This window comes from Bradyrhizobium ottawaense (assembly GCF_900099825.1).
GTDB classification, from domain to species: Bacteria; Pseudomonadota; Alphaproteobacteria; order Rhizobiales; family Xanthobacteraceae; genus Bradyrhizobium; species Bradyrhizobium ottawaense_A.
Genome location: NZ_LT629693.1, coordinates 5,960,351 through 5,974,027, shown reverse-complemented (window position 1 = coordinate 5,974,027; position 13,677 = coordinate 5,960,351). Strand labels below are relative to the sequence as shown.

Below are 13,677 nucleotides of genomic sequence, written 5' to 3'. Positions count from 1 at the left end.
GACGGCGCGGATGCGTCGGCACGCGGCACCCCTGAAGCGAGCTGGAAGGGAGCAACTGGCGATAGAATGGCACGCGTTGGCAAGTTCCGCCGCGAAGAGATCTGGCGGCATGTTGGAACAGCGCGGCGCGCAATAGTTCCGCGATTCGTGACGAAAGTATGAGTTGTTTTTTGATACACCGATCTTGGTTTCCTCACTGCCACTCGCGTGCACCATGTACCAGCGATCGTGCCTTCGATAAAGGTTTCCCCGAAAGTGCGCGCTAATCTTGGGGGGACGCCTTGCGCAAGATGCGGCGCGCGGATGATGCTCGTCAGGGTGACCTGCCACTGAACTTTCATCCAGCGGCGATTAGAGTCTCGGCGGATTTTACGCCGTCTGGCGCGGGTAGAGCAACGTGCGATCGGCGGAGCTGGTCCGGGTTGCGCAGCCGATCCGATGTTGCGGTGCGATCGGCGGTCTTCGCGCCCGCCTCATGCTCCCGCAGCACGCCAATAATCTGCTGTTCCGTAAACCTGGCTCGCTTCATCTGTCCGTCCTTCACAAGGCCGGACTCTAACTCCGCGTGGAGGAAGTTTGCGGTGGCAGGTCACGTGAGCTACGGCCTCTTGGGCCAAAACGGGGCTCTGCGCAAAAATGCTATGTCCCCCTTGGTTGTACTCTCTCTTCGAATGACGACTTCGGACCTTAATATTAGAAAAACTCGAATGAAATCTACCATCCATTCACAACTCGAATCTGCGTTTATGTTTGCTGAACTTAAAAAAATAAAAAGGTGCAGGAATGTTGACCGAAGCTGAAGCCGCACGCAAAGCTTTCGAATATGCCTGTGGCGTTGCACGCGATTTAATTCAAAACCGACTAAGAAAGACTACGAAATTAGTTGCGGTCCATGGAGTTGCGCTGACAACGCAAGGAGCATTAAGGGTTTTGCGCCTACCATCGTGCAAGAGCGACCTCTGTTGCCGAACGGGTGCCTTAGTATGAGCTTTCCGATCCCACAAAACGAGGCCGAGCGCCTCAAAGCTCTGCGTGACCTCAAAATACTTGACGGAAATTGCGTACCGGGGTTCGATGCCCTCTGCGAAATCGCGCGGGATCATTTTCGTGTCCCGATCGCTTTTGTCCACTTCATCGACAGCGACGATCAGGTACTCAAAGACCGATGTGGCATCGGCGCGTCTGGCACTCCTTGCGATATAGCTTTCTGTAACCATACCATCATTTCGGACGATGTTTTTGTCGTCGAGGATGCGCTCAAGGATTCCCGGTTTGGGGAAAATCCTCTGGTAATCGGCGAACCTCACATACGGTTCTACGCAAGCGTGCCTCTTTCGCTACAGCCAGGCCTGCGCGTCGGCTCATTGTGCCTCGTCGACTACCGACCCCGCCCGCTGAATTCCGACCAACGCACAACCTTGCGGCACTTCGCTGCTCTCGCCGTGGACACCCTTCGACATCGCAAGACAGCGCTTGTCGTCAAGGCGCAACAGATCGAACTGGGTTGCCAGCGGTCCGCCTTGTCCCAGACCGAGGGCATTGCGCCGATCGGGCATTGGGAGTGGGAGTTTGAATCGGACCGCGTGCGCTGGTCCGATGGGATCTATCGCCTGCTCGGCCTCGACCCTGAGCGCACCGAACCGTCCCTCGAACGATTCCTTGAGGCGGTTCACCCTCAGGATCTTCCGACGGTGAAGGCATTCTGTACGGCGACCAGAGAGCAGAAACGTCCGTTCGATATTAAATATAAAATCCGTCGTCCGGACGGCGAAATTCGAACGCTGCTGTCCAGAGGCGAGGTCCTGAAGGAAGATCAGGACCGGCCAGTGTGCGCCGCCGGCATCGTGCATGACGTCACCGAACATGATGCGGCGGCGGCGGTGCTGCGCGCCAACGAAGCGCGATGGCGCCTTGCGCTCGAGGCCGGGCGGATGATCGCGTTTGACATCGACCTCAAAACCGGACTGACGACGCTGTCGGATCACGGCCATGAAGCGACTGGCATCCAGTCCGGGCATTTCACGGATTTCGTCAATCTCGTTCACCCGGAAGACCGATCCGTGGTCGAGGACGCCCTCGAGCTGGCGATGCGGGACGGCACCCCTTATCAGATCGAGTTTCGATTCTTCCGACCCGACGGCGAAATGCGCTGGTTCTCCCAGGCCGGCCGTCTGACCACGGCGGAGCCGGAAGCGCCGCAGCGACTGGCGGGCGTCTGCTTCGACATTTCGCAGCGCAAGGAGCTCGAGACGTCGCTGCGGGAGAAGAAAGCTCAGTTCCGCGATTTCGCGGAGGTATCCTCGGACTGGCTCTGGGAGATGGACGAGGAGTTCCGCTTCACTCGATTGATCGGAGATCCCGAGAATGTTCTCGGCATTCCGACATCCGCGGTCATCGGGCGCACGCGATGGGAAGTCGCGGGTGCCGATGTCAGTTCGCCGCGCTGGGCGCAGCACATCGGGGACCACAAGGCGCATCGACCCTATCGCAACTTCGAATACGAGCTTCCTCATGAAGCAGGAGGCGTTCGGCACGCCCTCGTGAGCGGTCGCCCGTTCTTCTATGGGAACGGCCGCCTCGCCGGCTATCGCGGGACGATGTCCGACAACACCGCTACCAAAGTGATGGAAGAGCAGTTGCGGCAGGCGCAAAAGATGGAGGCCGTCGGGCAGCTCACCGGCGGGATCGCCCACGACTTCAACAACCTGCTGACGATCATTCTGGGCAATTCGGAACTCCTGGTTGAAGCGGCGCAGCATCATCCCGAACTAAGGGGCCTCGCCCTGACGGTCCAGAACGCCGCGGAACGGGGCGCGAACCTGACGCAGCATCTCCTCGCCTTTGGCCGCCGGCAGACCCTGCTGCCCGAGCCGGTGGATCTCGCAGAGGCGATTGCGCATGTTAGCGGGCTCTTGAGACGCACGCTGGGCGGACACATCACGCTTCGTATAAAGGTGGACCCCGGCGTTCGCCGCGCCTATGTCGACCGGACCCAACTCGAAACTGCCCTGGTCAATCTCGCCCTGAATGCCCGCGACGCGATGCCGAACGGTGGGTTATTGACCATCCGGGCGTCGGACGCGCGTGCGAGTGATGAGCGCTCCTTGGCGGAGCCGAACGAAGCATTCGTCAGGATCAGCGTCATCGACAGTGGAATCGGCATGTCGCAGCAGGTCCTGTCTCGCGCTTTCGAGCCGTTCTTCACGACAAAGCCGGTCGGGAAAGGTTCAGGCCTCGGCCTGTCGATGGTCTATGGCTTCGCGCAGCAATCCGGCGGCCGTGTCGACGTCGACAGCGTCCTCGGCAAGGGTACATCGATCTCGCTGCTGCTCCCGTGTGCCGACTCCGTCGCGTTGGCCCCGGAGAAGCCGTCTTCCACAACGTTGAACGGACAAGGGCGCATTCTGGTGGTGGAGGATGAGCCGGACGTCCGATCTTTTGTCGCGACGCAATTGGCAAGCCTCGGATACGAGTCGGTTACAGCTGGCGACGGCAACGAGGCGCTGGATCGGCTCCAGGCCGATCCCGCGATCAGTCTGCTGTTTACGGATCTCGTCATGCCGAATGGCATCAGTGGCGTCGCATTGGCAAACCGGGCTGCGGCGCTGCGGCCGGATCTTCCTGTTCTCTACACTTCCGGGTATGCGGACGATGTGCTGCCCGCGCACGGCGGCGTCGGTTTGGGGGTGCCCGTTCTCTGCAAGCCCTACCGGCGGAGCGAACTTGCGCTGGCGATACAGGCGGCCCTCTCTCGCTCTCCGGCTGCGCAACGCCAGAACGGTGCTTAGGGTCAAAATCGTCTTCTGAGTGTAAATCCGGCGTCCGTGCAATCTTCTATTATACCAAGCTTTAAGCTTTACGCTGTCATCTTTGGGTTCGCTACTAACGAAAAGTGTCGTGATGCAGATATCAGAGATGATCGACCGGATCCTGCGATGCTTCGGCGATCAGTCATCGCAAAGTCCCCCAGAGGCTTTGTCCTCGGGGTTAGCTGACCGAGGCGTAGGATGCGATGTCTTCATCGTGGACGACGAGCCCGAGCTCAGACGCATGATCGTCTCGGCCCTCGGCCAGCTGCAGCGAAGGCCGAAGGAGTTCGCGAGTGCCAAAGACCTCGTTGCGGGCCTGGAAGTTGACGAGCCGAAGCTAGTTTTCTTGGACGTCGCGCTGGATGGTTCCGATGCGATCGACGTCATTCGGCAGCTCGGCGCAGCGGGCTATAGTGGCGCCGTACAATTGATGAGCGGTCGCGACACAACCCTGCTTACTGAAATCGAAACGGTGGGTAAGCGACACGGCCTCGTTATGCTGCCACCCCTTCAGAAGCCGTTTCGGCTCGAAGCCATCCGTGCGGTCGCCAATGACGTCGGGATCGATCGCAGGAGCGCTGCACCGCGCCGCATTGATCTCCAGCACGCGCTTGATCAAAACTGGATGGAACTCTGGTATCAGCCGAAAATCGATCTCAGGACTATGCAGTTCTCCGGCGCCGAGGGCCTGGCTCGGGTTCGCCACCCGAAGCACGGTGTCCTATCCCCTGCTTCCTTCCTACCGAATGCCGGTGAGGAGGCTCTTATCGCTTTGACCGAATGGGCGCTGGTGACGGCCCATCGCGATTGGGAGAACTTTACTGCCGCCGATCTCTTTGTTAAGCAGGCTATCAATGTACCGGTCTGTGCTCTGTTAAAGGCACCGATAGCGGCCATCCTGCGCGCAGAACGTCCCCGAGACCCGCGCTGGCCGGGTATTATTCTTGAGGTGACGGAGGACGAGTTTCTTCGCGACGTGGGGCTCGCACACGAAGCCGCCACGCAACTGAGGATCTACGGTGCCACACTCGCCATCGACGATTTCGGTGCGGGCTACTCATCGCTCGCTCGCCTAAAGATGCTCCCGTTCGCGGAAATCAAGCTGGACCGCAGCTTCGTGACGAACTGCGCGAGCGACCCGACGAACAAAGCCCTGTGTCAAGCTATCGTTGATCTTGCTCATGGCTTCGGCAGCCTCGCCGTCGCGGAAGGCGTAGAGACAGCGGCTGATCTGCGAGCCCTGCATGGTATGGGTTGTGATCTTGCGCAAGGTTATCTGCTCGCCAAGCCGACGCCCCGGGATGAGTTAATTACTGTTCTCCAAACCCGCAAACTGAGGCAAAAGGCATCCTGACTCAATCTGCGTGCTGACCTGAGGCCGACAAACTGGATCGTTCTTGGTTAGAGCTTTTCAAATCCCGCCTGGGAGGAGCGAAGAGCGATGAAGGCATCGAGGTTTTCAGACGCCCAGAAGGCGTTTATTTTGAAGCAGGGTTCCGATGGAATGCCGGTGGCGGATATTTGCCGGAAGGCCGGGATCAGCCCTGCGACGTAATTCAACTGGAAGAAGAAGTACGACGGCTAGTTGCCGACCGAGATGCGGAGCTTAAAGCAGCTTGAGGATGAGAACACCAAGCTGCGGAGGATGGTTGCCGATCTGAGCCTCGACAAAGAGATGCTTCAGGACGCCGTCCGCCGAAAGCTTTGAAGCCTGTCCGGAAGCGCAAGCTGGTTGACGAGATGCGCGGCGAGTGGGGCGTTTCGATCCGCCGGACCTGCCGTGTATTTGAGGTCGACACCTCCACCTACCGCTACAAAGTCTCGTCGCCCCGGACAGGCGTCGCTCAGCGTACTAAAATCACGGAAAGCCTGGTTTACCCTCGACCGAGGTATTCCCGATTTTAGAAGATCCCGAACCTGCCGGCGTTGTAGAGATCGAAATCGCCTGATTATACGAGTTCGCAGTTTTATTCTGGATGGTGGCAATTTGCCGCGCCCTTCGGAATAAAACTGCGAACTCATAATTGAAATATAATCTAAGACAGCACATTTTCTGCCGGGGCGAGAGCGAGCTTTGGTTCGCTGGCCGGCTGCGGTCGCGGCCAGCGACTGGAACCCCGCTTCCTCCTGAAAGACGCTGGTAGAATTCGGCACACTCATTGCGGCCAAGCGGTGGTCAAGGAAGGCGTCCGTCCTCGATATCTGCGGCCCGAACCGGTCGGCTGCGGGCGGAAGTATAGAGTTCGTTAACACTGCAGCCCTAGTCCATAGACCGGGAAAAATCCAGAAATGCTGCCGGATCATCGATGAGAGATGAAGCAGACCATGCTGCCACGGCTCTGTCGGACGAGGTTCGCGTACGCCTCTACGATCAGGCCTTGAATCTCGCTCGCATCGGCGCCTGGGCATGTGAACTCGAGACGGAGCGCCTGACCTGGACTCCGGGCGTCTATGACATCTTCGGCTATCCGATGGGCAACCCGCTGCGGCGCGCGAGCATCGTCGATCTCTATATCGACGAGTCGCGGCGCAACATGGAACTCGCTCGTGCCGAAGTGATCCGGAGCGGCCGCGCGGTGACGCTCGATGCCGAGATCAGGACCTGGCGCGGTGAAAGGCGCTGGATGCGCCTCTTGATCAACAAGGACAGCGGGGACGGACGGCGGGCGCGGATCTTCGGCTCCAAACAGGATATCACCTCCGACCGCCAGGCAATGGAGAACCTGCGGCGGCAAGCCGAAACGGATCCGCTCACTGGGCTCGCCAATCGCTCCGTTTTCCAGGCGCGCTATCGCGAGGTTGTCGGCGACAGCCTGAATCATGGTTTCGCGTCGGCACTTGTCCTGATCGACCTCGATCGTTTCAAAGAGCTCAACGATACGTTCGGCCATCCGGCCGGAGACGCATGCCTGTGCGAGGTCGCGCTGCGTCTGGGGCGGGCCTTCCGCAATGCCGGCCTGGTCGCCCGGCTCGGCGGCGACGAATTCGCGCTCATTCTGCGCGCTCCGGCAGACCCTGCCCGGATCGCACACGTGCTGCAGCAGACCGTCGTAATGCTGAGCCGACCGCTTTTCTGGAACGGTCTTCGCCTCGAGGTCGGTGCTTCGATCGGAGCTGCCCTCGTCGGGCGCCCGCATCGCCGGCGGATCGCCGAACTGTTCGCAGAAGCCGACACCGCGCTCTATGATGCGAAGGCCGCTGGCCGCAACAAGGTCCATCTGTTCGGCGACGAGGGGTATAGCCGCGCGGCTTAGAGCAGGACGTCATTGTGTACGCTTCCTTGTCCATCGGTATTCAGCCGAGGGCCTGGTGATGCGCGGAGGGGAAGAGTACTGAGGTTGATCTCACTGTCCCTGACGCGACGCACGCACGTGCAAACTGCCGCCGTCTTTGCGAAACATTCGCGGTTGGACCGCGCGCTGATTGTCGCGAACGAGTTTTTGGAATCTGAGGTGAGCGAGCTGATGAAGGCCGTCTCTCACGGCTATGTGCGAGGGATATTTCATACCTATACCGGCTAGGGCATACCATGGCGGAAGTGACCTATTTCGTAGCGCTGCCCTTCGTCGCGGCCGACGACGGCATTGCGGCCGGCGAACCAACCGAGTGTTTCAATCCGACCGCGGTCGTCATGCGCGGAGCCTTGTCGCGCAAGCCGGGACATGTTGGAGCCGTGGCCTTCAGCCGGACGGGCGATCCGGCCACCGGTGATTTTGGTGATGCAACGATCATCAAGAAATTCGGCGAGGTTCCACCGGCCTCAGGAGCGCTCTTGGCTGTTATGAGCACCTCTGGCGTCTCAACAGGACTGCCATCATTCCGCTGTCCTATCGCCTGCAACGCCCGAACGTATGCGCGCAAGATGGCAATACCCAGCAACGGCCGTGACAGGCTGTCCAGTGCGAGATCAATCCCGAACGCGTGTAGCGCCAGCAGAACTTCATCCTGCACCGCCGATACGTCGCCTAGCGCGAGCGCTTCTCGCATCGAGGGTAAGCTTTCGTCCAGCTCTGCACGGCTGTTCGCAAGCTGAGAGCCTGACCAGCCATGCGGTGGCAACTCTTGATAGGAATACGCCAACGCGCCCAGCTCACGACCGTCGTGCTTGAGTATCTCTCGAAGTTCCGCTTCTGAGCGCCTCAACTCCTCCCGCCCACCAACTCTCCACCGTTCGTCCCACGCGAGCGTCGTGGCGTACACGTAGTCCGCCATCAACCTTATCTCCGTCGCATTCAGGCTTGATCGCGCTTGGGGTGCGCCAGATGGTTTTCGCACTGTCGCGCCAGCATCCCTGAGGATGCGATCAAATTCCATCTGTACGGGCTTTGCGCGAATGTTCGCAGAACGGAGGTCCTTAGTGGCCAGCGACCTCTTGAGATAGACCTGCTTTGGCTTCCCCTTGCCGAGTAGGCGCGCCACCGCGACTTGCAAGCGCTTAGGCACCCTCTGCTGAGCGCACCAAGTGCCATGCCTATCCTTGATCAGCCCCATCAGCGCACGCATCAATATGACCCCCGGGTGCTACCACCAGCGAGCAGTCAAAGCCTTCTGTTGCCGTATGTTTTTGAATTATCAGAGCTTCATGGGATGATGGCGCGCCATTCAGAATAAAACTGCGAACTCATATGTAATTGAAATTGCTCTATAATTTTTGCGTCGATACCGTTGGGAGCACCACCTCACCTGCCACGTCCCTCAACTCGGCGAATAGGCGGCGCAAAACGCGTCAGCGGCTCGCTCACATCCGCCCAGCGTCCCTGAGCACCGCGATCGTCCGCAATGCGATATCGCGCATCAATCCGATCTCGGTCATATCCCGTCCGTCCGCGAGCGCTTTTGCAACGATCGCGAGCTGGCGCCAGCACAGGCCGGCCTCCGGAGGAGCCTCGCGCATCCATAGGGCCGTGCGCAAAACAACGTCGGCCCATCTATCGCGATGTCGCGCAATGACGCTCTGCAATAGATAGGTCGCAAGTTTGGCGCGACCACGGCCGTGGGCGTGCTCCACCGCTTGGGCGACCTGCGAGTCGTCCTCGAACCAGGATTGTGAGACGGCCTCCAGCTCGGCAAGTTCGTTGCTCTTCCGCAGCACCGATGCGAGCGTGGCGGGTTCCCACATCGCCTTGGGGACCTCGGCGATCAGCCCGGCGAGCGTTTCACCAAAGGCCATACGCGCGGGTTGCCAATCGGCACCGCCGATCGTTTCGGCGACTTGCAGCAGGCCGAACGGCGGCGCTTCCCGTTTCTCGATGCTGAGCGCCAGATGGTGCGCCACGGAACGGTCGAGATAGGAACGGGATACGGCAAGCGTAGGGGCTTCCATCCCGGCGGCGGCGAGGCTCATCTCGATCTGGCGGCGCGATTCCGGCTCGCCGCTCCAGGCATCCGCAATCCCGCCTTTGGTCAGGACCGACGAGATCCGCTTTTTCCGTCCGACCGGGGATATCAGCAGGAATCCCTGCGTTGCGGCGCCATCGACGGTCGTAGCGACGATTGCCTCGACGCTGCCCGCCTCCCATGGCGCGCAATCGATCCCAGCCGCCCGCGCCTTGCGGATGATCGCGTCGACTTCGGTTCGCTCGTTCTCGGGTCGCCAGTTGCGCATCGCGATCAACCGCCGAACCTCTGTCGGCGTCAGCGAGGCGCCGACCTGCGCAAGCGCTCCGGCAACCGCGCGACGCACCGTCGAATTTGGATCGAGCAGGAACAGAACCGCGGCGCTGCGCGCTTTGGGGATACCAGCAAGCGCCAAGGCGCCGGCCAGAGCGCCGCGGGCGTCCTCCGGCATGGAATGACCGCTTTCCGTTAGCGCTCCGACGGTCATGAACGGATCGCCGTCGCAGGCATCCAGGATGCCGGCGAGAGCGCCGTGGACGTCGGCCGGAAGCGGTCCGTCCTCGTCCCGATCGACGGGCTGCTTTGCCAACGCCGCGGCAAACTCCGGCGATGTGGGGATTTTCGACTGATGCAGGGCTCCTCCCACGAAATCGAGCATGCGCCCATCGACGTTTCCTGCCTCGACTTGCGCGACGACGTCCGCCTGAAAATCCGCGATCAGCTGGCTTGCGTCCGCGTAGCCCCGATCGGTGCGATAACGTAGATGCTCCAGCAGCCGCTGCAGCAGAAACAGATAACCGATCGCAAGCGGCTCATCGTCACCGGCCGGAGGCATGTGGCGAGCCGCGCCCGTGAAAGCGGCAAAAATTTCGCGTGGGGAGCTTTCGCAGTACCGCTCGAGGGCATCATTGAATGGGGGCGGCCGCCCCTTGGCGATCGCCTGCGCGATCCGTCTCGCATGCTCATCCGTCGGCGAGGATTTTGTCTGGGCTCGGCTCATCGAGGCGCCTCCGCGAATCATTTGCAATGATAGCCGGGAGTTGGCCTCGTTCCTTTCAGAGCCGGCGATATCCACTCACAAAATCGGCGCCCTTGGCGTCGCCAGTGGTATCTCATCGAGATACGAAGGTCTTGCAATGAGTATCCTGATGGGATACGTTGCGCCCATGATCAGGAGCTTCAAGGGGAAATTTGCCGAGCCGATCCTTCAGGGCCGCATGGTCCCGAAGGGTTTCCCGGCAAATCTCGCCAGGGTAGCGCGCCGGAAACTGATTATGGTGGACGCCGCCGCCTTTCTTGAGGCCTTGAACTCGCCACCCGGCAACCACCTTGAAGCTCTTAAGGGCGATTTGGCCGGTAGGCACTCTATCCGCATCAACGATCAATGGCGGGTCGTATTCAAGTGGACCGATGCGGGTCCCGAAGACGTGGAGATAATCGACTATCACTCGCCAGACCCGGCCGAATGTGGCCGCCGAATAGGAAATCGCATGGCAAAGAAACTTCCGCCGATTCATCCCGGCGAAATCCTGCGGGAAGAATTTCTCGTTCCGCTCAAGCTGACACCCTACGCGGTCGCGGCCGCGCTAAACGTGCCGCGCACCCGGATCGAACGCATCGCGCGCGAAGAAAAGCCCGTTACGGCCGACACCGCGCTGCGGCTCGGCAAGTACTTCAAGACCGGCGCTGCGTTCTGGATGAACATTCAGGCGCGCTTCGATCTCGAAACGGCCGAAGAGGTGCTCGCGCCGCAGATCAGGAAGATTGCGTCTTACGAGGCGGCGTGAGAGCGACGCAAATCGCGCGTACCGGGTATCTTGCAGCCTATAGCTTGATACCCGATGCGACATCCAAAGCCTGGTTTAGACGGCGAGATATCCTCCCGCCGCGAATGCTTTCAGCGACGCGACCTTCGCCGCATCGGGCTAAACCGCGAACCACATCCGCGCAGGATTCGCAGTTTTATTCTGAATGGTGGCAATTTGGCGCGCCATTCAGAATAAAACAGCGAACCCTTATGTCATTGAAATTACATTGTAATTAATGACGCCCTGATTATCGTGCAGCGCTTGAGGGGGCGTTCGAAGTGACTAACCTCACCGAATAACAAATCGCACGGACCCGATATCTCACAACAAATCGCCTGAGAGCCATTGCAGGCCCAACAACCCGACCCTTAAGCGCCCCTTGCAAAATACAACAGCTCATATATGTATATCCCAATTGGATATACATAGGGGAGGACACCATGACAAGCTCCACGGTGTTTACCAGCAATCGCAGCCAGGCCGTGCGACTGCCCAAGGCCGTCGCCTTTCCGGAGGACGTGCATCAGGTCGATATTTTGAAGATCGGTCGCAGCCGAGTGATTGTGCCGCAGGGCAAACGGTGGGACGATCTGTTTCAGAACGGTCCACGCGCGAGTGAGGATTTCATGGCCGAGCGCGAGCAGCCACCGGCCGAGGAGCGCGAGCCGCTCTGATGCTCACCTACATGCTCGACACCAATATCTGTATATATGTGATGAAGAATTATCCGTTGAACCTACGGGAGAAATTCAATTCACTGGCCGAGCAACTCTGCATCTCGAGCATCACACTCGGCGAGTTGCACTATGGTGCGGAGAAATCAGCAAGTCGCATCGAGAACCTGACGGCCATTGAACATTTCATGGCGCGTCTCGAAGTGTTGTCGTTCGAGGCCAAAGCGGCGGCGCACTACGGCCAGATTCGAGCGGAGCTGGAACGTGCGGGAACGCCCTGCGGCCCGCACGACATGCAGATCGGCGGTCACGCACGCAGCGAAGGGTTGATCATCGTCACCAACAACATGCGCGAGTTTGTGCGCATGCCAGGGATCAGGGCTGAGAACTGGGTCTGACCGAAGCAAAGTGCATCTCGGCCGCGCACACCCCCGGAACCGTGGACGTAATCCAATATGGCTGCAGCGAACGGGCAAATGCATTAACATATCGTGCGAACTGGCAATTCCAGTGGCAGACCCTTGGGAAAAAGCCCATGCGAGCCGTGAGCGATTCAGCCGAGCTGTTCAGGCATGTGAGTGCCGAGAAAGCCGCTTTCTACCGCTGCATCATGGATGTCTTCGCCGCGGCCAAACGGCAATATCGCCTGCAGCTCCGACCCGACGAGGTGCTTGCCGAAGCCCGTTGGCCTGACACTCCGCCCCGCATCGAAGACGTCAACACCGCGCTCGCCCAGCTTGCCGCCTGGGGCAATCTTGAGTCGCATCCTGACACGGCGCGGGTTTCCAGCCTCAGCGATTTCTACCGCGCACGCTTCCTGTATCGTCTCTCGCAGGGCGGGGAGGCTGTCGAAGCGGCGCTGGTGCTTTTCGTGCAAACACTGCAACGGCGCGCCGAACTGCAAACGGTCGCGCTTGAAGACATAGCGAACCGGTTGCAGGCGCTTCAAACGCTGGCTGACGAAACCGAAGCCGACGTCGCGAAGATCCACGAAACACTGCGGGATTTGGTCCGCGTTTTCGAGGGTCTTGCTGAAAATGCGCAGGCTTTCATGGCGGGCGTCGCGCGCAGCATCGAGTTGCAGCATGCCGAGGCGATTGCGGTGGCGAATTACAAACGCCAGCTGATCGACTATTTGGAGCGGTTCATGGGCGATCTGGTGCGCCGCTCCGACACCATCGCCAGACATATCCTCGCCCTGGAACCGAGCATTGACGCATTACTGCAGCAGGTCGCCGCGCGCGATGCACGCGATGCAGCCCCCGGCGATGCGGAGGATCGGGCCGACGCGCGGACCCTTCACTTGAATGCTTGGCGCGAACGCTGGAGAGGTCTGCGCGGCTGGTTCTTCCGTACCGGCCACGAACCCTCGCAAGCCGAACTGTTGCGGGCGAGGGCACGGTCGGCAATTCCGCAATTGCTGGGAGCGATCGCCGCGCTCAACGAGCGCCGCAGCGGGCGCAGCGACCGTTCCGCGGATTTCCGCATGCTCGCCGGCTGGTTCGCTGCCTGCGGCAACGACGGCGAGGCGCACCGGTTGGCGCGCGCAGCCTTCGCGCTCAACCCGGCACGACATTTCTCGCTGAATCCCGACGCCGACGCCGATCTACCGGCCTCGACACGCTGGGCCGACGCGCCACCGCTGACGATTCACCCGCGGCTACGCGAATACGGTGAGGCCGCGCCGCGCGGCGCGATGCCCCGGGTGCGTGATCGCGGTGAGGCCCGCGCACATCTGGCGCGCGAACTCGCCGAGGAGTCGCTGCAGGTCGAGGCGGCGCGCAAGCACCTCGCCACCGGTAAGCCCACACGCCTTTCAGATCTCGACGAGCTGGACATCCATGCCTTCGGTCTGTTCCTGGGATTGCTCGGTGAGGTGCTGACCGAACAGGCCGGTCCGAACACTAGCGCCGAACGGCGAACCGGCGACGGATTATTGCATATCAACCTCACGCCACTCGCAGTCGATAGCCGCGCTGTGATCAGTACGCCGCGGGGCGTATTTGCAGGGCGCGACCATTTGATCACTATCACGCCGACATGAGACAG

8 protein-coding genes and 4 pseudogenes are annotated in these 13,677 nt (G+C 60.3%); 9 read left to right on the top strand and 3 right to left on the bottom strand.

All coding sequences use genetic code 11. The annotated features are described in order from the left end of the window. Positions 1-337 precede the first annotated feature (337 nt). Positions 338-466: pseudogene (locus tag BLR13_RS42660) on the bottom strand (IS3 family transposase); the annotation flags it as partial. A gap of 517 nt (positions 467-983) precedes the next feature. Between BLR13_RS42660 and BLR13_RS27935 the strand changes: the two are divergent. The 5 genes and pseudogenes from BLR13_RS27935 to BLR13_RS41910 all read left to right on the top strand — a co-directional run. Then, positions 984-3,788, top strand: coding sequence for a PAS domain-containing protein (locus tag BLR13_RS27935; protein ID WP_083387570.1), 2,805 nt, complete (start codon positions 984-986; stop codon positions 3,786-3,788). Positions 3,789-3,915: 127 nt separating this feature from the next. Then, positions 3,916-5,163 carry an EAL domain-containing response regulator gene (locus tag BLR13_RS27930; protein WP_171944930.1) on the top strand — a complete coding sequence of 416 codons (1,248 nt, stop codon included), beginning with the start codon at positions 3,916-3,918 and terminating at the stop codon, positions 5,161-5,163. 87 nt (positions 5,164-5,250) lie between these two features. Further along, a pseudogene (locus BLR13_RS27925) lies at positions 5,251-5,655 on the top strand (transposase); the annotation flags it as partial. Between the two features lie 460 nt (positions 5,656-6,115). After that, a complete protein-coding gene (locus BLR13_RS27920; protein WP_074817278.1) occupies positions 6,116-7,063 on the top strand; it encodes a sensor domain-containing diguanylate cyclase in 948 nt (315 codons plus the stop codon). Between the two features lie 275 nt (positions 7,064-7,338). Further along, positions 7,339-7,581 (top strand): annotated as a pseudogene (locus BLR13_RS41910) (hypothetical protein); the annotation flags it as partial. 530 nt (positions 7,582-8,111) lie between these two features. Here BLR13_RS41910 and BLR13_RS42655 read toward each other — a convergent pair. Both BLR13_RS42655 and BLR13_RS27905 read right to left on the bottom strand, forming a co-directional pair. Then, a pseudogene (locus BLR13_RS42655) lies at positions 8,112-8,300 on the bottom strand (DUF6538 domain-containing protein); the annotation flags it as partial. A gap of 247 nt (positions 8,301-8,547) precedes the next feature. Further along, positions 8,548-9,981 (bottom strand): hypothetical protein, encoded by a 1,434-nt coding sequence (locus BLR13_RS27905; protein ID WP_083387571.1) that lies wholly within the window; start codon positions 9,979-9,981, stop codon positions 8,548-8,550. Between the two features lie 94 nt (positions 9,982-10,075). Here BLR13_RS27905 and BLR13_RS42460 point away from each other — a divergent pair, with 94 nt between their 5' ends. The 4 genes from BLR13_RS42460 to BLR13_RS27885 all read left to right on the top strand — a co-directional run bounded on the left by BLR13_RS42460 (position 10,076) and on the right by BLR13_RS27885 (position 13,672). Further along, positions 10,076-10,933, top strand: a complete 858-nt coding sequence (locus BLR13_RS42460) for a HigA family addiction module antitoxin (RefSeq protein ID WP_349532529.1) — start codon at positions 10,076-10,078, stop codon at positions 10,931-10,933. A gap of 461 nt (positions 10,934-11,394) precedes the next feature. Next, a complete protein-coding gene (vapB, locus tag BLR13_RS27895; protein ID WP_074817291.1) occupies positions 11,395-11,628 on the top strand; it encodes a type II toxin-antitoxin system VapB family antitoxin in 234 nt (77 codons plus the stop codon). Continuing rightward, positions 11,628-12,026, top strand: a complete 399-nt coding sequence (gene vapC, locus BLR13_RS27890) for a type II toxin-antitoxin system tRNA(fMet)-specific endonuclease VapC (RefSeq protein ID WP_074817294.1) — start codon at positions 11,628-11,630, stop codon at positions 12,024-12,026. The genes vapB and vapC overlap by 1 nt, the downstream gene beginning before the upstream one ends. Before the next feature lie 137 nt (positions 12,027-12,163). Then, positions 12,164-13,672, top strand: coding sequence for a TIGR02677 family protein (locus BLR13_RS27885; protein WP_074817297.1), 1,509 nt, complete (start codon positions 12,164-12,166; stop codon positions 13,670-13,672). The last annotated feature ends 5 nt before the right edge of the window (positions 13,673-13,677 follow it).